At 65.6% G+C, this 21,250-nt stretch carries 20 protein-coding genes; 16 read left to right on the top strand and 4 right to left on the bottom strand.

Features of this window, described 5'->3' with window-relative positions; all coding sequences use genetic code 11:
• Nucleotides 1-60: 60 nt before the first annotated feature.
• From nuoL to CHC08_RS20205, 4 genes are read left to right on the top strand one after another with little or no spacing between them, the layout of a single operon-like run.
• Nucleotides 61-1,902, top strand: a complete 1,842-nt coding sequence (nuoL, locus tag CHC08_RS20220; RefSeq protein WP_179282124.1) for an NADH-quinone oxidoreductase subunit L — start codon at nucleotides 61-63, stop codon at nucleotides 1,900-1,902.
• On the top strand, nucleotides 1,902-3,431 hold the full coding sequence (locus CHC08_RS20215; RefSeq protein WP_089208889.1) for an NADH-quinone oxidoreductase subunit M: 1,530 nt from the start codon (nucleotides 1,902-1,904) through the stop codon (nucleotides 3,429-3,431). Before nuoL ends, CHC08_RS20215 begins: the two co-directional genes overlap by 1 nt.
• Nucleotides 3,428-4,981 (top strand): NADH-quinone oxidoreductase subunit NuoN, encoded by a 1,554-nt coding sequence (gene nuoN / locus CHC08_RS20210; protein ID WP_089208888.1) that lies wholly within the window; start codon nucleotides 3,428-3,430, stop codon nucleotides 4,979-4,981. Before CHC08_RS20215 ends, nuoN begins: the two co-directional genes overlap by 4 nt.
• A gap of 16 nt (nucleotides 4,982-4,997) precedes the next feature.
• Nucleotides 4,998-5,993, top strand: coding sequence for a polyprenyl synthetase family protein (locus tag CHC08_RS20205; protein WP_089208887.1), 996 nt, complete (start codon nucleotides 4,998-5,000; stop codon nucleotides 5,991-5,993).
• 65 nt (nucleotides 5,994-6,058) lie between these two features.
• Here the strand turns inward: CHC08_RS20205 and CHC08_RS20200 are convergent, their stop codons facing one another.
• Nucleotides 6,059-6,448: a RidA family protein gene (locus CHC08_RS20200; protein ID WP_179282121.1), complete on the bottom strand. Its 390-nt coding sequence runs from the start codon at nucleotides 6,446-6,448 to the stop codon at nucleotides 6,059-6,061.
• A 91-nt stretch (nucleotides 6,449-6,539) separates the two neighbouring features.
• Between CHC08_RS20200 and CHC08_RS20195 the strand changes: the two genes are divergently transcribed.
• Nucleotides 6,540-6,938 (top strand): MarR family winged helix-turn-helix transcriptional regulator, encoded by a 399-nt coding sequence (locus CHC08_RS20195; RefSeq protein WP_089208886.1) that lies wholly within the window; start codon nucleotides 6,540-6,542, stop codon nucleotides 6,936-6,938.
• Between the two features lie 150 nt (nucleotides 6,939-7,088).
• On the opposite strand, the gene rarD is transcribed toward CHC08_RS20195, so the two are convergent.
• Nucleotides 7,089-7,997, bottom strand: a complete 909-nt coding sequence (rarD, locus tag CHC08_RS20190) for an EamA family transporter RarD (protein ID WP_089208885.1) — start codon at nucleotides 7,995-7,997, stop codon at nucleotides 7,089-7,091.
• Nucleotides 7,998-8,131: 134 nt separating this feature from the next.
• Here rarD and msrA point away from each other — a divergent pair, with 134 nt between their 5' ends.
• The 7 genes from msrA to CHC08_RS20155 all read left to right on the top strand — a co-directional run bounded on the left by msrA (nucleotide 8,132) and on the right by CHC08_RS20155 (nucleotide 14,085).
• Entirely contained in the window at nucleotides 8,132-8,821 is a 690-nt protein-coding gene (gene msrA, locus CHC08_RS20185; protein WP_089208884.1) for a peptide-methionine (S)-S-oxide reductase MsrA, read from the top strand.
• 71 nt (nucleotides 8,822-8,892) lie between these two features.
• Nucleotides 8,893-9,204, top strand: a complete 312-nt coding sequence (locus tag CHC08_RS20180) for a hypothetical protein (RefSeq protein WP_143653287.1) — start codon at nucleotides 8,893-8,895, stop codon at nucleotides 9,202-9,204.
• Entirely contained in the window at nucleotides 9,180-9,596 is a 417-nt protein-coding gene (locus CHC08_RS20175) for a PIN domain-containing protein (RefSeq protein WP_089208882.1), read from the top strand. Before CHC08_RS20180 ends, CHC08_RS20175 begins: the two co-directional genes overlap by 25 nt.
• Before the next feature lie 277 nt (nucleotides 9,597-9,873).
• Entirely contained in the window at nucleotides 9,874-10,668 is a 795-nt protein-coding gene (locus CHC08_RS20170; RefSeq protein WP_089208881.1) for a type I restriction enzyme HsdR N-terminal domain-containing protein, read from the top strand.
• Between the two features lie 377 nt (nucleotides 10,669-11,045).
• A complete protein-coding gene (locus tag CHC08_RS20165; RefSeq protein ID WP_143653286.1) occupies nucleotides 11,046-11,996 on the top strand; it encodes a TolB-like translocation protein in 951 nt (316 codons plus the stop codon).
• Between the two features lie 488 nt (nucleotides 11,997-12,484).
• Nucleotides 12,485-13,063 carry a TetR/AcrR family transcriptional regulator gene (locus tag CHC08_RS20160; RefSeq protein ID WP_218825390.1) on the top strand — a complete coding sequence of 193 codons (579 nt, stop codon included), beginning with the start codon at nucleotides 12,485-12,487 and terminating at the stop codon, nucleotides 13,061-13,063.
• A 140-nt stretch (nucleotides 13,064-13,203) separates the two neighbouring features.
• Complete coding sequence (locus CHC08_RS20155; protein WP_089208879.1) at nucleotides 13,204-14,085, top strand: SDR family NAD(P)-dependent oxidoreductase; 882 nt, start codon at nucleotides 13,204-13,206, stop codon at nucleotides 14,083-14,085.
• A 649-nt stretch (nucleotides 14,086-14,734) separates the two neighbouring features.
• On the opposite strand, the gene CHC08_RS20150 is transcribed toward CHC08_RS20155, so the two are convergent.
• Nucleotides 14,735-15,373, bottom strand: coding sequence for a flavin reductase family protein (locus tag CHC08_RS20150; protein ID WP_089209002.1), 639 nt, complete (start codon nucleotides 15,371-15,373; stop codon nucleotides 14,735-14,737).
• A 149-nt stretch (nucleotides 15,374-15,522) separates the two neighbouring features.
• On the opposite strand from CHC08_RS20150, the gene CHC08_RS20145 reads away from it, so the two are divergent.
• The 4 genes from CHC08_RS20145 to CHC08_RS20125 all read left to right on the top strand — a co-directional run bounded on the left by CHC08_RS20145 (nucleotide 15,523) and on the right by CHC08_RS20125 (nucleotide 18,862).
• Nucleotides 15,523-15,915: a type II toxin-antitoxin system Phd/YefM family antitoxin gene (locus CHC08_RS20145; protein WP_245878432.1), complete on the top strand. Its 393-nt coding sequence runs from the start codon at nucleotides 15,523-15,525 to the stop codon at nucleotides 15,913-15,915.
• Nucleotides 15,916-15,917: 2 nt separating this feature from the next.
• Nucleotides 15,918-16,436, top strand: a complete 519-nt coding sequence (locus CHC08_RS20140; protein ID WP_089208877.1) for a type II toxin-antitoxin system RelE family toxin — start codon at nucleotides 15,918-15,920, stop codon at nucleotides 16,434-16,436.
• Nucleotides 16,437-16,718: 282 nt separating this feature from the next.
• Complete coding sequence (locus CHC08_RS20135; protein WP_089208876.1) at nucleotides 16,719-17,189, top strand: hypothetical protein; 471 nt, start codon at nucleotides 16,719-16,721, stop codon at nucleotides 17,187-17,189.
• A 908-nt stretch (nucleotides 17,190-18,097) separates the two neighbouring features.
• Nucleotides 18,098-18,862, top strand: coding sequence for an alpha/beta fold hydrolase (locus CHC08_RS20125; RefSeq protein WP_089208875.1), 765 nt, complete (start codon nucleotides 18,098-18,100; stop codon nucleotides 18,860-18,862).
• 284 nt (nucleotides 18,863-19,146) lie between these two features.
• Here the strand turns inward: CHC08_RS20125 and CHC08_RS20120 are convergent, their stop codons facing one another.
• Complete coding sequence (locus CHC08_RS20120) at nucleotides 19,147-20,937, bottom strand: S8 family peptidase (protein WP_245878442.1); 1,791 nt, start codon at nucleotides 20,935-20,937, stop codon at nucleotides 19,147-19,149.
• Between the last annotated feature and the right edge of the window lie 313 nt (nucleotides 20,938-21,250).

Genomic DNA, 21,250 nt, shown 5'->3' with positions numbered 1-21,250 from the left:
GTGCAATCTCCTGTTGAGATCATTCCGCACTCCAGTGGAGTGGTCGGGGTCTCCTGGCTGATGATCGTGCTTCCACTGCTGGGTGCCGCGATCCTCCTGCTGAGTGGCCGCCGTACCGATCGCTGGGGCCACTTCCTCGGCGTCGCCATGGTGCTGGCCTCCTTCGTGGTGGCCGTCGCCTCGTTCGTCGAGCTGCTGGGCCTGCCCGAGGACCAGCGCCGCATGGGGGTCGCGCTCTACCAGTTCATCCCCGGCATGGCCGACATGGGGCTGCTGATCGACCCGCTGTCGATCAGCTTCGCCCTACTGATCACGGGTGTGGGATCGCTGATCCACATCTACTCGATCGGCTACATGTCGCACGACCCCGACCGGCGCCGGTTCTTCGCCTACCTGAACCTGTTCGTCGCGGCGATGCTCCTGCTGGTGCTGGCCGACAACTACGTCGCCCTGTTCATCGGCTGGGAGGGCGTGGGTCTCGCCTCCTACCTGCTGATCGGGTTCTGGCAGCACAAGCCCTCGGCGGCGGCCGCCGCCAAGAAGGCCTTCATCGTCAACCGGGTCGGCGACTTCGGCCTGCTGATCGCCATCTTCACGATCTGGACGACGTTCGGCTCGGTCGCCTTCGCCAAGGTCTTCCCGCTCGCCGGTGAGGCCTCCAACGGCACGATGACCGCCGTCGGCCTGCTACTGCTCCTCGGAGCCTGCGGCAAGTCGGCGCAGCTGCCCCTGCAGTCCTGGCTGCTGGACGCGATGGAGGGCCCGACCCCGGTCTCGGCCCTCATCCACGCCGCGACCATGGTCACCGCCGGCGTCTACCTGATCGTCCGGTCCGGTGCCTTCTTCGAGGTCGCGCCCACCGCGCAGCTGGTCGTCACCATCGTCGGCGTCGCGACGCTGCTCGCCGGTGCGATCATCGGTTCCGCCAAGGACGACATCAAGAAGGGCCTCGCGGGCTCCACGATGTCGCAGATCGGCTACATGATGCTCGCCGCGGGCATCGGCCCGGCGGGCTACGCCTTCGCCATCGCGCACCTGATCACGCACGGCTTCTTCAAGGCCAACCTGTTCCTCGGCGCCGGATCGGTCATGCACGGCATGAACGACGAGGTCGACATGCGCAGGTACGGCGGGCTGTTCCCGGTGATGAGGATCACCGCGATCACCTTCATCATCGGCTACTTGGCGATCATCGGCTTCCCGCTGCTGTCCGGTTACTTCACCAAGGACGGCATCATCGAGACGGCCATGGAGCACAACCAGATCCTCGGCTGGCTGGCCGTGCTGGGAGCGGGTCTCACCGGCTTCTACATGTCGCGGATGGTCTTCATGACCTTCTTCGGCAAGAAGCGCTGGGCCGACGACGCGCACCCGCACGAGTCGCCCGCCGTCATGACCGTGCCGCTGATCCTGCTCTCCATCGGCTCGATCTTCCTGGGCGCCTTCCTGATCCTGGGCAACCGGTTCATGAAGTTCCTCGCCCCGGCCGTCGGCCTGCCCGAGGAGTTGCCCGTGTTCCACTTCGGGAGCACCGCCGGTCTCGCCACGCTCGCGCTGGTCGCCGTCGGCGCCGTGTTCGCCTGGTTCCGGTACGGCGCTGCGGACGTGCCCGAGGTCGCCCCGCGCGGTTCCTTCCTCACCACGTTCGCCCGTCGTGACCTGTACGGCGACGCCCTGAACGAGACGCTGCTCATGCGCCCCGGCCAGTGGCTGACCCGGTTCGCGGTCTTCTTCGACAACCGCGGCGTCGACGGGCTGGTCAACGGCCTGGCCGCGACGATCGGCGGGACGTCCGGGCGGCTGCGTCGCATTCAGACCGGCTACGTACGGTCCTACGCGTTGTCCATCCTCTTTGGTGCCGCCGTGGTCGTTGGCGCGCTGCTCTACGTAGGGAACATGTGATGCCCTGGCTCTCGACCCTGATGGCCGTGCCCGTTCTGGGCGCGGTGGGTGTCTCCCTTGTCAAGAGTGACAAGCTCGCCAAGCAACTGGCCCTCGCGATCTCGCTGGTCGTCCTCGTACTGACCGGCGTGCTCGCGGCCCAGTTCAATCCCACCTCGGGGACGCGCTTCCAGTTCGCCGAGGTCTACGACTGGATTCCCCGTTTCGGCGTGCACTACGGCGTCGGCGTGGACGGCATCGCGCTGGTGCTGATCGCGCTGTCGGTGGTGCTCGTGCCGATCGTGATCCTCGCCTCCTGGCACGACGCCGACGGCACCGGGGCCAACGCCCCGCCCAAGCGGTCGGTGAAGACCTACTTCGCGCTGCTGCTGGTGCTGGAAGCGATGATGATCGGCGTCTTCGCGTCGACCGACGTCTTCCTGTTCTACGTGTTCTTCGAAGCCATGCTGATCCCGATGTACTTCATGATCGGGTCGTACGGCGGCGCCCAGCGGTCCTACGCGGCCGTGAAGTTCCTCCTGTACTCGCTCTTCGGCGGGCTGCTCATGCTGGTCGCGGTAATCGCGCTCTACGTGATCGCCGAAAAGGGCACCTTCATGTTCCCCGAGCTCATCGGGGCCATCCAGGACCCGACCACGCAGAAGTGGCTGTTCGCCGGCTTCTTCATCGCGTTCGCGGTCAAGGCGCCGCTCTGGCCGTTCCACACCTGGCTGCCCGACGCCGCCGCGCAGGCTCCGGCCGGCGCCGCGGTGCTGCTGGTCGGCGTGCTGGACAAGGTCGGCACCTACGGCATGCTCCGCTTCTGCCTGGAGCTGTTCCCGGACGCGTCGAAGTTCTTCACCCCGCTGGTGATCGTGCTCTCCGTCGTCGGCATCATCTACGGCGCGATCGTGGCCATCGGCCAGACCGACATCAAACGCCTCATCGCCTACACCTCGATCTCGCACTTCGGCTTCATCGCGATGGGTGTCTTCGCGATGACCGCGAACGCGGGTGCGGGCGCCACCCTCTACATGGTCAACCACGGCTTCTCGACCGGCTCGCTGTTCCTGATCGCCGGATTCCTGATCTACCGCCGAGGTTCCAGCCAGATCGCCGACTACGGGGGCGTCCAGAAGGTCGCCCCGGTGCTCGCCGGCACCTTCCTGATCGCCGGCCTGTCCAGCCTGTCCCTGCCGGGCCTGTCCTCGTTCGTCAGCGAGTTCATGGTCCTGATCGGCACCTACGAGATTCACCCGGTTCCGGCGATCATCGCCACCACCGGCGTGATCCTGGCGGCGGTCTACGTCCTGTGGATGTACCAGCGCATGATGACCGGCCCCACGGCCGAGTCCGTCAAGCTCTTTCCCGACCTGGACATCCGGGAAAAATGGGTCGTGGCTCCGCTGATCGCGGTCATCATCGCGGTCGGTTTCTTCCCCAAGCCACTGCTCGACGTGATCAACCCGGCCGTGGACAAGACCCTGTCCACCGTCCAGGTTGACCAGTTCACACCCGCCGTCGCTGACAAGAAGGGGGCCGGGCAGTGAACGGCACCACCATTCAGGCTCCGACGATCGAATACGCGCTGCTCTCCCCGATGCTGCTCGTGTTCGGCGCGGCGATCATAGGCGTGCTGGTCGAGGCGTTCGCGCCCCGCTACCTGCGCAAGTCGATCCACGTACCGCTCACGCTGCTCGCCCTGGTCGGCGCGTTCGTCACGACCATCCTCACTGCCCTGAACGGCCTGCCGACCGTCGCCGCCGCCATGGGCGCGGTCGCGGTGGACGGCCCCTCGCTGTTCATCTGGGGCGTCATCCTCATCCTGGCCTTCATCTGCACGCTGCTGATCAACGACGACGACCAGTTCGTCGCGCAGGCGGCAGCCGTACCGGGAAGCGTGGACGAGGAGGAGGCGGTCCGCCACGGATACGCCCAGACCGAGGTCTACCCGCTGATGCTCTTCTCGGTCGGGGGCATGCTGCTCTTCGCCGCGTCGAACGACCTGCTGGTCATGTTCGTGGCCCTTGAGGTCATGTCCCTGCCGCTGTACCTGCTCTGCGGTCTGGCCCGCCGTCGCCGCCTGCTCTCGCAGGAGGCCTCGGTCAAGTACTTCCTGCTCGGCGCGTTCTCCTCGGCCTTCTTCCTGTACGGCATGGCCCTGGTGTACGGCTACGCCGGGTCGGTGGACCTGAAGACCATCAGCACGGCGATCAGTTCGGTCAGCGGCCAGGAGCCGCTGCTGCTGATCGGCACCGCGATGCTCGGCGTCGGCCTGCTGTTCAAGATCGGTGCCGCGCCCTTCCAGGCGTGGAAGCCTGACGTCTACCAGGGCGCGCCCACCGCGGTCACCGCCCTGATGGCCTCCACCGTGCTGGTGGCGGCCTTCGGCGCCGTTCTCCGCGTCTTCTGGGTCGCTCTGGGTGGCTATGAGTGGAACTGGCAGCCGCTCATGTGGGGCGTCGCGATCCTGACGATGATCGTCGGCGCGATTCTGGCCATCACCCAGACGGACATCAAGCGGATGCTCGCCTACTCCTCGATCGCGCACGGGGGCTTCCTGCTCACCGGTGTGATCGCGATCGGCACCATCAAGCAGGACCAGCAGGCCCTGTCGGCCATCCTGTTCTACCTGGCCGCGTACGGCTTCACCACGGTCGGCGCCTTCGCGGTGGTCACCATGGTCCGCGACGCGGGCGGCGAGGCCGGGCACCTGTCTCGGTGGGCCGGTCTCGGCAAGCGCTCCCCGGTCCTGGCCGGCATCTTCGCCTTCTTCCTGCTGGCCTTCGCGGGCATTCCGCTGACCAGTGGGTTCTTCGCGAAGTACGCCGTGTTCGCGGCGGCGATCTCCGGCGGCGCGCTGCCGCTGGTCATCGTGGGTGCGGTGAGCTCGGCGATCGCGGCGTTCTTCTACGTCCGCGTGATCGTGCTGATGTTCTTCAGCGAGCCGGCCGCCGACGGGCCGACCATCGCGGCACCCACCGTGGGCACCTCGGCTGTGGTCGCCCTCGCGGCAGCGGCTACGGTAGTCCTCGGGGTTTTCCCGCAGCCGGTGCTGGATCTGGCGGACCAGGCTGCGTCCGCGTTGTTCATTCGTTAGAGGAGTGCTAGGACCCATGGCTGCGCCACCCGTTGTTGATCTGCCGTTCGTCGACGAGCGGTTGGCGCAGGACGTGGCCTCCGGATTGGCCGAGGTCGAGAGGCTGCTCCGGTCGTCGGTGGAGAGCAAGGACGCCTTCGTCACGGAGGCGTCCAAGCACCTCATCGAGGCGGGCGGCAAGCGGTTCCGGGCCATGCTCCTGCTGCTCGCCGCCCAGTTCGGCGTCCCGGGTGCCCCGGGCGTCGTGCCGGGGGCCGTGGTGATCGAGCTGACCCACCTGGCGACGCTTTACCACGACGACGTGATGGACGAGGCCCCGGTGCGCCGGGGCTCTCCGTCGGCGAACGCCCGCTGGGACAACACCGTGGCCATCCTGACCGGCGACTATCTCTTCGCCCAGGCCTCGGAGATCCTCGCCGACCTCGGCGCCGACGTCGTCAGGATCCAGGCCCAGACGTTCTCCCGTCTGGTCCGCGGTCAGATCCGCGAGACCATGGGTCCCCGCCCCGGCGAGGACCACGTGGCCCACTACATCGAGGTCCTGGCCGACAAGACCGGTTCCCTGATCTCCACCTCCGGCCGGTTCGGCGGCATGCTCAGCGGCGCCTCGTCCGAGGTGGTCGAGCGTCTGACGGAGGCCTGCGAGGCCATCGGGGTCGCCTGGCAGCTCGGCGACGACCTGCTGGACGTCGCCTCGGATTCGGTCGAGTCCGGCAAGACGCCCGGCACCGACCTGCGCGAGGGTGTCCGCACCCTGCCCGTGCTCTATGTTCTCGCCTCCGACGCGCCCGAGGGCGCACGCCTGCGGGAGCTGCTGGCCGGTCCGGTGGCGGAGGAGGACATCGAGGAGACACTCGGCCTGCTGCGCGCCAACCCCGCGATGGACCGCGCCCGTGCCGAACTGGTCTCCTGGACCGACCGTGCCCGCGAGGCCCTCATGGGACTTCCCGACATCCCGGCCCGCGCCGCCTACCTGGCTCTCTGCCACTACGTCATCGAGCGCTCCGGCTGACCTGCCGGCCATCGTGACGCGTCAGCGCGGTCGCGGTTTCCCCCTCGGCGGTCCGGGTGGGAGTTTCACTGACGCACCACCGCGGTGGCGTCGATCTCGATCTCCCAGTCGGCCCGGGCCAGGCGGGAGATCTGGGTGAGGGTGTCGGCGGGGTAGGGCTCCGCGAAAAACTCCCTGCGCAACTTGACGATCGTCTCCAGATTGGCCTCCAGGTCGGTAACCATGATCGTCACCTTGACCGAGTCGGCGAGGCTGGATCCGGCTTCGGTGAGCACGCGGTCCAGGTTGGCGAACGCCTGGCGTGCCTGAGATTCGAAGCCGCCGCTCACGGTGACGCCGTTCTCGTCGAACCCGGCCTGTCCCGAGGCGAACACGAGGTCGCCGACCCTGATGGCCGGGGAGATGGCATCGGGCTCGTACCGGTCAGAGATGATGCTCACTCGCCGGCGGATCATCTCTGGCTCCTCAGATTTGCTTGTAAGTGCATGCAAATGTTGCATGCACATGTAGACTCCTGTCAAGCTGAAGATCGCAAGGAGACTCACGATGACCTGGGACCGTTTCGCCCTCTTGTACGCACGGGTGGAGGCCGATCTGGCCAAGGCGCTGCAGCGCGGCCACGGGCTCGGGTTGTCCGAATACCGGGCGCTGGTCCAGCTTGCCGGCGCCTCCGGCGGCGAATTGCGAATGCAGGAGCTGGCCGAGGCCGTCGGACTGAACCAGAGCTCGGTGACCCGCCTGGTCGCCCGTCTCGAGGAGGCCGGAATGACCAGGCGCGACCTGTGCTCGGCCGACCGCCGGGGCGTCTACTCGGTGATCACCGACGAGGGGCGGGCACGCCTGGCCGAGGCCACGCCCACCTACGAGCGCTCCCTGGCCGCGGCACTGGAACAGGCCGACGACGACCCGGCGCTGTCGCGACTGGTCCTGGCGGTGCGGGGCTGAACGATTCTGTCGCCCCACCGGGGTAGGACGACCGGCGACCGGGGGCTCCAACTGCCCTGTGGCGAATGAGAACGGGTGGCGTGGGGTTCCCCGGACGGTCAAGGACTCCAACGCCCCACCGTGGATCTGACGCGCGGGGCGGAGGCCTCTTCAGACGGTCACGGGCTCCAGGGCCGTACGGCGGGCCTGATGGGCGGCGCGGAGGCTGTCCCAGGTGAAGAGCGACAGGGCGATCCAGACGATGGCGAACCCGATCCAGCGGCTGGGCGGCATGACCTCGTGCGCGACGAACACGCCGACGAGGAACTGCAGGACCGGGGCGATGTACTGAAGCAGGCCCATCATGGTGAGCGGCACCCGGATCGCGGCGGAGGTGAAGCAGAGCAACGGAACAGCGGTGATCACACCCGCCCCGACCAGGAGCAGCGCGTGGCCCGGACCCGTGCTCCCGAAGGTGGCCGTCCCCTGCTGCTCCAGATAGAGCAGGTAGCCGAGCGCCGGCAGCAGCAGCACGAGGGTCTCGATGGTCATGCTCTCCGCAGCGCCGACCTGCGCGATCTTCTTGACGAGCCCGTAGGTGCCGAAGCTGGCCGCGAGCACCAGCGCGATCCACGGCAGCCGCCCGTAGTCGAGGGTCAGGACGACAACGGCCACGGCGCCCAGCCCGACCGCGCCCCACTGCCACGGCCGCAGGCGCTCCTTGAGGAGAAGAACGCCGAACAGGACACTGACCAGGGGGTTGATGAAGTATCCGAGCGCGCTCTCGACCACGTGACCGGTGTTGACGGCGTAGATGTAGACGCCCCAGTTGACCGTGATGAGGGCTGCGGCGAGGGTCAGGAGGCCAAGCTTCCTGGGAGAGCGCAGGAGTTCGCCGATCCAGGACCAGTGGCGCCGTACCGCCAGGATGACCACGACGGCGACGAGGGACCACACCATGCGGTGGGCGAGGATCTCCAGGGCGCCTGAGGGCTTCAGGAGCGGCCAGTACAGCGGGAACAGACCCCACATGCTGTAGGCGGCGATGCCGTACAGGACTCCACGGCGCGTTTCAGGCATGTAGCAATCTTTGCCCCTTACGTTCTTTAAGACAAGTTAGTCTTCCTTGCTGGATTATTAAGAGGCGCTTACGGGAACATGGGGGTGCCCCAGACGGTTCTCTCCGGTGAAACGTGTTCCAGAGGAGGTTCGCAATGGGCTGGCTGTTCGGTACGAACAAGACTTCCATGGTGTCCCCGGAGAATGCGCTCCCGGGCCGCGCCACAAGGATGGCGGTGCCCGCGCGCCATGCGGTTCTCGATGCCCCACTAGCTCCGCCGTACCCCGAGGGAAGCGAGATCGCGGACTTCGGCCTCGGCTGTTTCTGGGGCGCGGAGCGCGTGTTCTGGCAGACTCCCGGCGTGGTGACGACCTCGGTCGGCTACGCGGGCGGATACACCCAGAACCCGACGTACGAAGAGGTGTGTACCGGCCAGACCGGTCACACCGAGCTCGTCCGCGTCGTCTTCGACCCGTCACGGGTGTCCTACGAGGAACTGCTGCGCGTCTTCTGGGAGGGCCACAACCCCACCCAGGGCATGCGCCAGGGCAACGACGTCGGCACCCAGTATCGCTCGGCGATCTACTTCCACTCGCCGGAGCAGGAGAAGTCGGCCCTGACCTCGCGTGACGCCTACCAGAAGGTGCTCACCGAGTCCGGCTACGACAAGATCACCACCGAGATCGCCCCCGCCGGCGACTACTACTTTGCGGAGCAATATCACCAGCAATATCTCTACAAGAACCCCGGCGGCTACTGCGGAATCGGCGGCACCAGCGTCAAGCTAGGTGACCCATCCGAGTGGGCTTCCTGCCAGGCGGGTCTGGTTCCCACCGAGGAGTAGGGCTCGACCGCTCGATCCATCGATGGGTGAGCTTCCCAACCATTTGCTACTTCGAGTAGTAAACTAGTTGCATGAGTGTGCCTGAGCGGGAGTTCGCCCCGGGGGACGGTCCGGCGGTCAAGGTGAGTGTCTCCTTGCGTGCGGGGAACATCCGGGCGGTCAGGGAACGCGTCGGAGTGCGCGGGTTCTCCGCCTATGTCGATGCCGCGGTTGAGCGTCAGATCGAGCGAGACCTCCTGGAGGAGGCGCTTCAGGCGAACGAGGCCGCCGCCGGGCCGATTCCGCAGGGATTGCGCGATGAGGCGGCGGAGCTGTTTCGCAGCGTGAAGTCGGCACCCGAGCTCCAGGAAGAGGGCGGATGGCGCGCGCACGAAGCAAGTTGAGCGCGGGCACCGTGGTCCTCGACTGCGAAGGCCTGGTCAGGTGGTGCGAGGCCGATCAGAGGGTGACCGCGATCGTCCGTGGAGCTCAGGACAACGACTTCCGAGTCGTCGTCAGCGCGATGACGCCGATCGAGGCTCAGGACGTCCGGGTGAAAGGTGATCGCCTCAAATGGCATCTGTCCCGGCTGAAGGTCGAGCCGGTGACCGAGGAGGTCTGCGCGCGGGCGATCGAGCTTCTGCGTGACGCCCGGTTGCATGGTCACAAGTACGCCATTGATGCCGTGGTGGCTGCTACTGCCCTACGCGCGGTCAGGCCGGTGATCGTCATCACCTCCGACGAGGACGACATGAACAAGCTCTGCGGAAAAACCGTCAAGATCGTCGGAGTCTGAAACTCTCCGGTCACCTGATATGAACGGTGCAGCACTGGTCAGCCAATGATCTCCCCTGCGGTGCAGGCGTACTGTCGCTGCGCCCCGGCAAAAAATCCAGGCGAGCATTTCATGTGGTCCTATATATCCAATTTTTGGGTGAATTGTGATTGTGAAGATTTTTCATGTTCAATCTATCGCGAATTTGAGACAGATTGAGCGGCGGATTTCTCTATGTAGATGCGGCGTTAGCGTTTAGTCTGCCTTGTCAAACCACTAGCACTTCAGGGCGGGTTTTATGAGTGAGCAGGCAGGCGAAGCAGCGGTCGTTTCCGGGCAGGAAGATGAGGAGGTTCTCTCTCCATCTGTGGCGGAGCGTGGCGTCCTGGCTAAGAAGCCGTCCGCCCCACGTGCTGCCCCGAAATGGGAGGTGGATGCGCGAGATCGTGTTCGGGCGGCTGTGCGTCGCTACTCCAAGCCTCTTGCTGACCTCGTAGCCAGAGATGCCAACGAGGGAGACACTCGGCTGCTGGTGACTGACTTTCTCTGCGATGGGTTGGGTTACGACAAGTACGAAGAGCTCACGACCGAATATCAGGTCAAAGGTGAGTTCGCGGACTACGGGATTCGCATCGAGAAACAGCTTGTCGCTTTCATCGAGGTCAAGCGTTGTAGCCAGAAGCTCAACTTGAGGCATCTGCGTCAGGTTCAGATGTATGCCGTGAACGAGGGGGTCGAGTGGATGATCCTCACCAATGGGCAGGTCTGGCAGGTCTATCACATGACCGGAGGACTGCCGGTAGTGATCGACCTCGCCCTGGAGGTCGATCTCCTTGGCGAGGCCGGGTTGGCGGCGAAGACGGATGCTCTCTTCTACCTGAGCAAGGAAGCCTTCAAGCGTCGTTTGATCGATGACCTATGGAAAGCGCGGGCGGCGACCTCGGCCAAGTCGCTGGCTCAGGTTGTGCTGTCGGATCTGGTGATCGATGCGGTTCGGAAGGAGGTTCGGCGACAGACGAATCACAACGCCGAGCCGAAGGACCTCGTTCGTATTCTCCGAGCCGAGGTGCTGCGCTCCGAGGCATTGAGTTAACTGGTCAGAGGCGAAGTGCGGCGTTCAACCTGGATAAAGGTGCCAATCTTTAGGGTGATTTAACGTCAGGCCGCGTTGGTCTCAGGGGTTTCGTCGGCTGTCTTCATGCATAGAACGAAACTGCGTGCGTTCGACGAAAGACGCATGCAAGCGTAATCCCTGCTCAGCTGTGCGATCGATGATTTATCCATGGCCGGAGGAACTTGATTCATGGATCATGCGTCTGAAAGTTCGTGAGAAAAACTTGTTTTTTTCGGCTGTTTGTAGTCGCGTCGCTGGTGGTGGCCGCCGTTGGCACGGCTTCCGCCTGTACGAGTGGTGATATCAATCATGGGTTGCCACCGGTTCGACCTGCGACTCTGCCCAAGGTGCCCGAGGTGAAGTCGGCCGTGGCCGTATGGCCGGAGGCAATCTTTACGGTGCCTACGAGGCTCGGGAAGGGACCGTATGTCCGGCCGTTGGCCCTGCTCAGCGAGGACGAGGTCCTCGTAGTGACCGAGTTCGACGTGCGGGTCCGGTTCCTGACGTACAACCTGCGGACCAAGCGACATCGCGTGCTGGCCACCGCGCCGAAGTGGGCGGACTGTAGTGGCTGCTATGACATTCACGTTGTGGCCGTGGGTGACACGCGGATCGCGTGGACCGTTGGGGTTTATCGCACGCACCTGCAGAATGACGGAAAGCAGCACCTGGAGCTGTGGTCCATGCCCAGGTCGGGCGGGGAGATGCGAAAGGTGGCCTCCCTGACGCCGTGGGACGGGAGTCCATGGACCGGGGAGGTGGAGATCGAGGGAGATCATGTCATCTGGCGAGCCGAGGATGGCGGTACCTATCGGATCCCTCTTGCCGGCGGCGAGCAGGAGCCGGTCCCCCCGGCCGAGAAGCGACCGGCCGTGGAGCCGGGTCCGGACGTCAGGGATTTTCAGTGCGGGGTCGAATGGTGCACGGGCAAGTTCCCTCCTCGCCCGTATGAACTGACGACGGTGGTCGTGCAGAACAGGAACGGCACCGGTCGTGTGACCGTCCCGGCTGAACTCAGGAGCCAGAGGCTGATCGCAGACAGGTTCGGTCTCTTCGGACTGCCGTTCGTCTACGGGGGCGGCTCGATGAATATCTCCGACGGGGAGATCGGGACGTCCGCGCTGGTCTACGACCGATGCTCAGGTAAGAGTGCACGCATCGGATCTGGGGTGGACGACAAGACCGGTGCTTATGAGATCGCCCTCGGCGCAGTTGTCCCCGAGCCGATTCTGCTCTGGCAGACCACGGACAACCGGTATGCGGTCCTGGATCTCTCCCGCATCTCCGACCGCGCGTGCGCGGCCTGAGACAGGACGGTGAAGGCCGACCCTGCGCGATGTCGGCCATTCGTGGCGGGGCACATCAGGACGGTTGAACAGGTTGCTTGAGACGCAGGGCATGCTCGCCGTGCGTCACGTCAAACCATGCTTCACATGGGCCGCCCATAGCCGGGCTGCCAACGGGAAGGGACGATTCACGCCGCATGCCTCGGCCGTTTGAACCGGCGACTACTGCGGAATCGGTGGCACCAGTGTCAGGCCAGGTGAACCGTCCGAGAGGGTTCTTAGCAGACCGGCCTGGTCTCGGCCGCGGGGCAGCTTCCCAGATCTTGCTCTACGGCTCGCGCTCAAAGTGAGCATGTCCCAGGAGGCTCTGGTGGATGCGTACGTCCAACGCCCTGTGACCTGGTCGGTCGCCCGCCGAGGAGGAGGCGCGTGGGGAAGACCGAGCGAGCGGCTGGGCACTTCCCTCGGCACCGCGCGGCGCTTGGGTGGCAGGCCATTAGGCTGAGCCCGTGACACCCAATGCTGACCGGGGGACGGCGTTGCGCGCGGACGCCGCGCGCAACCGCGCACGGGTGTTGCAGGTCGCTAGGGAGCAGTTGGCCGCAGGTGACGACTCGCTCATGCTGAACGCCATCGCTCGGCTCGCGGGAGTGGGCGTTGGGACCGTGTACCGGCATTTTCCCAACCGGCATGCGCTGTTGGAAGCACTGCTGGCGGAAAGCTTCCAGCAGCTTGTCCGGGAGGCGCAGGTTGCGGCGGCCGACGAGGATTCGCTCGCAGGTCTGCACCGCCTCCTGCGGTTCGCTCTCGGACGCGCGCTGGACGATGCCGGGTTCGCGGCGGTGCTAGGATCCGCCAGCGACGCCGACGCGCGGACCTCGGCGATGAAAGCCGAGCTTGACCATGCGGTCGCGGAATTACTCGACCGCGCCCGCCGTGCGGGGGCCATTCGGCATGGCATCGAGGCGGACGACGTCCGCCGCCTGCTCTGCGGCATCGAGCACGCGGTCCGCTCCGGCGACAATGACGCCAAGTACGCGGAGATCTACCTCGATGTTCTTCTTGAGGGTCTGCGCCCCCCGCGTTGACGGCAGTACGGAATTCTCGGCTCGGAAGTTCGCTGCCGCACGCCCAACTTCTCTAATCGGATAGTCATCCGCTTATGTTACGGTACGAGCCAGGAAACGGATAGCTATCCGCTAGCGACCGGCTGACGAAGGGCGGAGCCATGGGCAAACGGGCTGTGGTGACAGCGGGGACCGGGGGAATCGGCCTGGAGACCGCGCTGGGGCTGGCGGCGATCGGTTACGCGGTGACCGTGGTGGGCCGGAATGCCGAGCGGGGCGCCCGCGCAGTCGAGCGGATCGACGCGGTGGCAACCGGTCCGGAGGCGAGATTCGTCGCTGCGGATCTCGCGTCGCTTGGTGCCGTACGAGCGCTCGCCGACCGCTTCGCCGAGGAGGGGCGGTTGGACGTTCTGGTCAACAACGTCGGGGCGATGTTCGCAGACCGGCAACAGACGGTGGACGGGATCGAGGCGTCGTTCGCCGTGAACCACCTTTCCCCGTACCTGTTGACCGAACTGCTGCTGGAACCGCTTCGGGCCGGAGGGCCGGGCCGGATCGTGAGCGTCACCTCAGGTTCGGTCCGGGTCGCAAAACGCTCCTTCGACGCCGTCGAGCCGCCGGGCGGCTACTACGGCTTCCACTGGTACGGCCGGGCGAAGCTCGCCAACCTCGCTTACACGCTGGATCTGGCGGAGCGGCTGCGAGGTACGGGCATCTCGGTCTTCGCGGCGGATCCGGGTGGCGCGGCCACCGAGATGACCGACGGCACCATGCGGTCGCCCAAGATCGTCTCGCCGGGGCTGCGGCTGCTGTGGCCGCTGGTCCGACGAACCTTCGAACGCGCCACGTCCGGCTCCGCGTCAGTGGCGGCACGGCCGTCGATCCTCGCCGCGGCCGACGCCTCACTCGACGGGCGGACCGGTCTTGTCATCGGGCCCGAGGCCCGTCCTGTCACCCCCTTCGCCCCCGCCGCCGACCCACGAACGGTCAAGGCCGTCCTCAGGCTCAGCCGGCAGTTGGCCCCGCTCCGCCTGCCAGTGTGATCGCATGAAGTGAACCGCTGCCACCGGCAGTATCTCCACAAGAACCTCGGCGGCTACTGCGGAATCGGCGGCACCAGCGTCAAGCTAGGCGACCCATCTGAGTGGGGCGCCTGCCAGACAGGTCTGGTCACGACCGAAGATTAGTTCTTCGGATCTTGCCGTACAGCTCGCGCCACCTTGTGGGCGCGAGCCGTTTTGCTGTCCAAGCGCCGAAGACGTTGTTCACACCTCTTTATTACGAGGAGTGATCGGGTTGTCCATAGGCGTCCACAGCACCCTTCCGCCCCTCGTCACGTGCCCTTTGGCACCGTCGCCGATCCCCTGCCGTCCGTGATCGTCCAAGGTCGTTATAGGGACGAGCACCGAAGTCGGCGATCGTCGCGACCGCACGCGAGACGACCCCCTAGACCTGTAGATCTACAGCACCATGAGTGCCTACGTGCAAACCGGGGTCGGTCACGACGTACCGTGCTCCTCGCCCCGGCCAGACGTGTGATGCCGTACGGACTTGTGCGACTGCGTCGCTGTACATCCGTGCTGTACAGCAACATGCCTGACCTGCGTCAGCGCGCGCCGCGTATCCCGTGGCACATCCCTTGTACGGCAGGCCAGGCGGAGCTGCGGAGGACGGCGCGGCCGCGAGCCACGATCAGCCGGCCACCCGCTGGAGCTGATGCGGCATGTTCCAGCCCTCGGCGAGCCTCGACGGATGCACGTTCTGCCCGCCACCGAAGAACTCGCAGAACTTCATGATGAGCGGATCCCACCCCAGCGGATCCACGTAGTGCGTCCCGGGGATGATCAATTCCTCCTCGACATGGACGCGCACCACCCTGACCTGGAAGGCGGTCGCCTCCGTCTCCGGACCGCCGAATGGGTGCGCCTCATCCACTACGCACTCCAACTGGATGGGACACTCCTCGACGCGCGGCGCCCGCACCAGCTCCGCCGCCTGCTCGGTCAGCCCCGCTACCCCGAACTTATCTCGCTCGTACCGGTAACCCTGCTGCACCCGGTAGTCCGGTATCACTGCTTTCGCGGTCAGAAGCGCGAGCCGGTCAACGGCGTCGACCATCGAAGAGGACGCAAGATTCAACACGCACTCGCGTTCGCGCAACAGATTCGCCGCTGTCTGACCGTTGTTGCCGAGACCCAGCATGCAGGAGTCGTCCAACCACCAAGCGGAAGACATCGGCGCGAGGTTTGCCGAGCCGTCCTCGTTTCGGGAGCCGATGAGGACCACAGGGGTCCCGAAGTACAGCACTTTTAGCTTGGAGATCTTGTGCATGCCCTCTTGTCCTTTGTCCTTCGCCACGCCACGTCGCGTCGCGAAGACTCTCCTCGGTCCCCGCGAAAACCGCTGGCGGAAATCGGACACCACACTTCCTAAGATCCCCAACGGCTACTGTGGCCCTGGCGGCACCAGCGTCAAGCTAGGTGACCCGTCCGATTGGCTCGGTGATCGAGGCTCTCGGCCTGATGATTGCCATTCTATATAGTTTTCTATATAGTTTTTGTATGGCTGTTCTTCGTGACGCGACCGAACTCACGGTCACCGAGGCCGCGCAGCGCGGGGTGGCTCGTCTGGTGGCTGACGCGGAGCAGGGGGCGGATCTGGTGGTGACCCGTCGGCACCAGCCGGTCGCAGCCGTCGTGAGCATGCGGCGTCTCAATGAGCTGGAAGAGGCCGCAGCCGATCTGCGGGATCTGGCGTTGGTTCTCGTCAGGGCCGCCACCGACAGTGGACGGCGGACATCGATCGACGATGTCCTTTCCGCTTTCGGGCACACCCGTGAATCGCTGGCCGCGCTCCCGGATGACGACGAGTAGCGATGTCCGACGTCGTATTCACCGACCCGGCTGTCGATGATCTCCGGAGGATCGGCCCGGACGCCGTGCCCAAGGTCCTGAAGGAGATCCTCCTGCTGCTGGAGAACCCCGAGGCCGGCTACCCGTTGGGCGGCGAGTTGACCGGGTTCCGCAAGCTCGTCGTCGGACGAAACACGTGGCGGGTCGTCTACCGGATCACCGACGACAAGGCGGTTGAGATCTGTGAGATCTGGGCGGTCGGAGAAAGGGCCGACGCCGAGGTCTACGCCGAAGCCAAAGCGCGAGTCCAAGCGGCCGGCGGTTCGCGTCCTGACGTTGTGCGCCTCGGCGAGGTCATCGACCGTTTGGGAACTCTGACCGGTCACATCCATGTCGACGAGACGCCCGCGCGAGAGCCTGTTCCTGACTGGCTCGCCGATCGGTTGATCTATACGGTCGGCATGGCCCGCGAGGATGTGGCCGCACTTGACCTGGAGGAAGCCGTCGATCTCTGGACGGAGTTCTGCTCGGGGTCGCGTTAGCCCGTCGTCGCCGTTCACGGGCTGGAACCGTGTACGGCGAGAGCCGTTCAATGCTGGGCTACTGCGACGACGGTGGCACCAGCGTCAAGCTAGGTGACCCATCCACGTGAGGTCTTGCCGGACGGGCGAGGACCCGGCCGAAGATGACTTCCCGCGCTTGCATGTCTTTCCGGGGTAAGCCGTCCGACGGTTCGGCTTGCCCGGTTCGCCAATAAGCGACGGCAGAGCAATCTCTCCTGCGTTCACCATCTATCAGAATGTGTTCTGACTTACGATGGCGGGGTGAGTACTGGTAACGCCGATGCCGTCACCTTCTCGGACCTGTCGAGAAACCCCCGAGCCGTCGCCGAACGCGCCGCACGCCTCGGTCGCGTACGCATCACCCACCGCGACGCCCCCGATTTCTACCTGACCGCCGCCGACCGCGAGGATCAACGCGGGCAGACGCTGGCTACCGCATCCCGCCTGTTCCTCGCCCTCATCAAGCACGATCCGACCGCCCGCACGCTGGTCATCGCCATGCCCGAGGTCTTCCCCTGGGTCCGCCACCTCACCTCCGACGAACTGCGTGCCTTCACCCTGGAACTGGTAGAGGCGCTCTCCGATGCCGCGGAGCTGGATGTCGACGTCACCACCCAGGAGGTCATCGCGGGCTGGCGGGCGACCGCTCGGATCAAGGCCGACCCCGTGCGCTACGCCCAGGCTCGCAAGGCCACAAGCGGTGACTTCGGACCGGTAGAGGTCTCAGCGTGAGTCCGAAGCGTGGTGATCGGGTCACGGTCCCACCTCCGGACGGCGAATGGGATATCCGGTTCGGTAGCAGCGATGCGGTCAAGGGATGGGAGGAGTTGTGCCGTCACGCTCTGGCCAACACGCGCCGGTGCTTTGAGGCACTGCGCGCCGACCCACGCTCACGGGTCGATCACGAGCGGCAACATCGCCTACGTGGCGACCTCTCAACTCATCGCCACAATGGCCAGGAACTGGAGCAGTGGGAATTCGAGGTCACCAAGCGGCGGGCGCGTCCGCTATGCCGTCGATGACGCTACCCGAACTATCTGGGTCGTCTATGCCTCACCTCGTCACCCGAAGGACACCGACGTCTGAAGCCGAAGGCTGGAATCCGACCAGGTGATCTCCCGCTCGGACAGTGGCAGTCTCGGGAGACCCGATGGATACCCCAGCCTCGGTGGCACCGGCGTCTCGTGCCCGGTAGGCCTGACCTCCGGCGACGCGTAGACCTGCGGAATCAGCTAGATCCTGGCCCCTGATCACCCGGAGCATCCGGTGCGGATCTTGGGCCAGAGCCGTTTTCGGCGACAAGTATCACTACAAGGTCAAGGCAGTCCGCCTGCGGCGGCCTGCGCGCGTCGGCCGGTCGCGGCCAGCGTCGCCAACGCGCCCAATCGCCGCAGCGAACCGCCAGGCCGCTTGGACATCATCGTTGAGCATGGCCAAGCGACCGTTGTATCCGCTGCAACCGGTAGCGGTCGGAGCGTGGTTCCGGGTGATCGCGGCGGGCATGAGGTGGACCGTTAGTGGCTGATGTGAGCCAGTGCTGCGACCGGGGAGGTTCACCGGGTTCATGGCCCCGATGACGGGCGAGGACCGGCGGTGATATCGACATGTCACCTAATGTGACTTCGCCTAAAATCTCCCAGATGGCGCTTTCTCATGACGTGGCCGGCGATGGCCCGGTGCTGGTGCTGTTGCATTCCGGGGTGTGCGATCGGCGTATGTGGGATGCCCAGTGGGCGGCCCTGCTCGATACCGGATACCGGGTGGTCCGCTGTGATTTCCGTGGGTTCGGCGAGTCTCCGGTGGCGGACCGCCCGTACGACGACGCCGAGAATGTCGCGGATCTGCTCAGGAGCCTCGGCATCGAACGGGCGGCGCTGGTGGGGTCCTCCTACGGCGGAAAGGTGGCCCTGGAGGTGGCCGCTCGTCGGCCGGACACGGTCACGGCCCTGGTACTGCTCTGTTCCGCTCTACCCGGGCACGAGCCCAGCGACGTGCTGCGATCCTTCGCCGAACAGGAGGAGGCGCTGATCGAGGCCGGTGACATCGCGGGGGCCGTTGAGCTGAATGTGGAGACCTGGCTGGGCCCCGAGGCCGACGACGCGGTTCGAGAGCAGGTCCGCCGGATGCAGCGGCGTGCATTCGATGTGCAGTTGGCCGCGGCGGAGGAGTTCGCACCGACCGAGGCGGAGGTGAATCTTTCGCTGATCACGGCCCCATGCCTGGCTATGTCCGGCGGCCACGACCTGCCCGACTTCCGGGAGATCGCCGCCCTGCTGCCGAAACAGCTCGCCGATGCCCGTCATCGCGAACTGCCCTGGGCGGGTCACTTTCCCAATCTGGAGCGGCCCGCCGAAGTGACGGACCTGCTGACCCGGTTTCTGCACGCAATAGTCCCGGCCCGCTGAGCACGCTCGGCCTCAAGCTGCGCCGGTGAGGGGGGTCCCGTTGGGACTCAGATGGCTGGCACGTGCCGGCTGCGGTGATCAAGGTGAGGGCACAGATCATCGTCACGTCGAACTTCAGGGACTTTCCTCCAGAGCATCTGCTGGCCCTTCCGCCACCGGACGGCGTCCGGTCTCCGCCGGAGACCGGACGAATCCACACCTACCTGCCCAGCGTCAGTGAGCGGCCGTCGGAACAAGGTGGATGCCGGTCGCGCCGCGATCGGCATCCACCTTGTGGTCGGACGTTACTTGTTGACGTACTCGTACAGGTAGACGGCCGCCTTCTTGAGCTGGGCGGACGTGCCATTGGTGGTGCGGTGCTTCTCGGCGGTGCCGACAGCCTTCTTCAGCGTCGTACCGCCGTGGACCTTGGCGGAGCCGTTGTAGACGCCATGGGCGTAGTTGAGCCAGGCGGCCAGCAGTTCACGGTCGATCAGTGCCTTGGCGGTCCTGCTCTTGGGGGCGAGGACCTTGTACGCCTTGGCGATGGAACCGGCGTCGGTGATCTCGGGGAAGACCTTGCTGCCGTTCTGGGCGAGCGACAGGTAACAGGCGAGGACCTTGTCATCCAGGGTGCCCTTGCCGCGAAGCAACTCGGTGGCCCAACGCTTGGCGCTCAGCGGCTTGGTGCCCTTGCCCCGCCGGCACGTGTCCGGTACCGGCAGAGGGTCGGTGACCGTGCCGGGGTCGGTCGGGACGGGCGTCTGGCTTTGCGTGGGAGTGGGAATGGGCGGCACCGTGGGCGTCGCGCTGGGCGTGGCCGTGGGGGTCGCGGTCGGGGTGACGGTCGGTGTCGGAGTCGCGGTGGGCTTGAGCGGGAGGGCGGCGACGAGGTCGATGCGCTTGGTGGTCACCGTGGTGCCGCCGCTGCTGTAGGTGATGCTCTTGCCGGTGGTCTGCAGTTTCTCGACAAGCCCCTCGCCGGGCAGGTTCGGGTAGGCCTGCCGGACCAGTGCCAGGGCCCCCGCAACGTGGGGTGCGGCCATGGAGGTGCCGCTCAGGGACTGGAAGGTGTTGCCGGGCATGGCGGAGTTGATGGCCACGCCGGGAGCGAAGAGGTCAAGCAGAGGACCGCGGTTGGCGAAGGGAGCGGGCTTGTCGCGGTCGTCGGTCGCGCCGACCGCTACCACCGCGGAGATGCAGGCGGGGCTGGCCACACCGTCCCCGTGCAGGTCGTTGCCCGCCGCTACGACGGTGGTCACGCCAAAGTCCTTGAGCCAGAGGATCTCCCACCTGAGAGCTCCGTAAGCGGGGTCCTGGTCGCAGTTGACCTTGTGCTTCGGACCTACGCCGAGGCTCAAATTGACAGCGACGACGTTCAGTACCGCGTGTACCTGGTCGACGTATTGCAGCGCGATCTTCTGATCGGAGGTGAAGCTGAGGAAGCACGGTGCGGAGGTGGCCAGTTCCCGGCAGATGGGGCCGTTGAACCGGGAGAACACCTGGATCGGCAGGATGCCCGCTTCCGGCGCGACGCCACTGGAGGGCGCGGTTCCGGCCTTCTTCCCGGCCGCGATACCCGCGACGTGCGTGCCGTGGTAGCACCTGACCGCGCCGTTCACGACGCATTTTGCGGTTTTGGCGTCGGCCGCGCCCACGCCGATCTGGGACGGCTGGCCGTTGGGGCACAGCGAGTCGGCCTGGTAGAGCGGGTCGGGATCGGAGGTGGAGAAGCAGGCTTCGCGCACGATCCGCCCGGCGAAGAACGGGTGATCACGGTCGATGCCGGTGTCCAGGATCGCGATGGTGGATCCCTTGCCGGTCCAGCCCGCCTTGTTGGCCTTGTCCGAACCGATCAGCCTGGTGCTGACGTCGAGCGTCGCCTTGCTCAGCTCGTCCTTGTAGATGGCCTTGACCATGTCGTCGGCCATGGCCGCGGCGAGGGTCGGCTTGTCGACGGTGACGACGAGGAAGTCGCTGGAGCTCGTCTTGTCGATGACCGTGGTCTCGCTCGAGGCCGCTTCGAGGGCCTCGGCCACACGGGTGGCATAGCCCCTGACCTCGACGATCGCGCGTACCTTCTTGCCGTTATTCACCTCGTCCAAGAGATTTTTCGCCACAGCCGGGGCAGCGACTGTGGCCTGAGCCGGTGCTTCGATCGCTAGCGCGGCCGTCGCGGTGATGACGAGCACAGCGGTGCTCGCCAGTAGAGACCGTAGTCTCACTGATCCTCCGAGGGGGGAGTGAACCGTCCTGAACCGGACGGGCTGAGGAAGAGGGAAGCCATCGGCAGGCAGAGGGAGCTGAACCGTGGAAATGCTCAGCTACACGATCGCCTCCGTTGCCGGTATATGGAAATATCCCTATGCACGTTAAACGCGAGGCTCAGAGTACTGAGGGGGACCGACA

The sequence above is a fragment of the Streptosporangium subroseum genome, assembly GCF_900188345.1.
In the GTDB taxonomy this organism is placed as follows: domain Bacteria; phylum Actinomycetota; class Actinomycetes; order Streptosporangiales; family Streptosporangiaceae; genus Streptosporangium; species Streptosporangium subroseum.
Note: the sequence above shows the minus strand (reverse complement) of the source record. Positions and strands in the feature narration are given on the sequence as shown.

Bases quoted from the DNA above. Each gene is read 5' to 3' on its own strand.
- nuoL (WP_179282124.1), top strand. From the start codon at position 61: ATGATCGTGCTTCCACTGCTGGGTGCCGCGATCCTCCTGCTGAGTGGC.
- CHC08_RS20215 (WP_089208889.1), top strand. From the start codon at position 1,902: ATGCCCTGGCTCTCGACCCTGATGGCCGTGCCCGTTCTGGGCGCGGTG.
- CHC08_RS20205 (WP_089208887.1), top strand. From the start codon at position 4,998: ATGGCTGCGCCACCCGTTGTTGATCTGCCGTTCGTCGACGAGCGGTTG.
- CHC08_RS20200 (WP_179282121.1), bottom strand. From the start codon at position 6,448: ATGATCCGCCGGCGAGTGAGCATCATCTCTGACCGGTACGAGCCCGAT.
- CHC08_RS20195 (WP_089208886.1), top strand. From the start codon at position 6,540: ATGACCTGGGACCGTTTCGCCCTCTTGTACGCACGGGTGGAGGCCGAT.
- rarD (WP_089208885.1), bottom strand. From the start codon at position 7,997: ATGCCTGAAACGCGCCGTGGAGTCCTGTACGGCATCGCCGCCTACAGC.
- msrA (WP_089208884.1), top strand. From the start codon at position 8,132: ATGGGCTGGCTGTTCGGTACGAACAAGACTTCCATGGTGTCCCCGGAG.
- CHC08_RS20180 (WP_143653287.1), top strand. From the start codon at position 8,893: ATGAGTGTGCCTGAGCGGGAGTTCGCCCCGGGGGACGGTCCGGCGGTC.
- CHC08_RS20175 (WP_089208882.1), top strand. From the start codon at position 9,180: ATGGCGCGCGCACGAAGCAAGTTGAGCGCGGGCACCGTGGTCCTCGAC.
- CHC08_RS20170 (WP_089208881.1), top strand. From the start codon at position 9,874: ATGAGTGAGCAGGCAGGCGAAGCAGCGGTCGTTTCCGGGCAGGAAGAT.
- CHC08_RS20155 (WP_089208879.1), top strand. From the start codon at position 13,204: ATGGGCAAACGGGCTGTGGTGACAGCGGGGACCGGGGGAATCGGCCTG.
- CHC08_RS20150 (WP_089209002.1), bottom strand. From the start codon at position 15,373: ATGCACAAGATCTCCAAGCTAAAAGTGCTGTACTTCGGGACCCCTGTG.
- CHC08_RS20140 (WP_089208877.1), top strand. From the start codon at position 15,918: ATGTCCGACGTCGTATTCACCGACCCGGCTGTCGATGATCTCCGGAGG.
- CHC08_RS20125 (WP_089208875.1), top strand. From the start codon at position 18,098: ATGGCGCTTTCTCATGACGTGGCCGGCGATGGCCCGGTGCTGGTGCTG.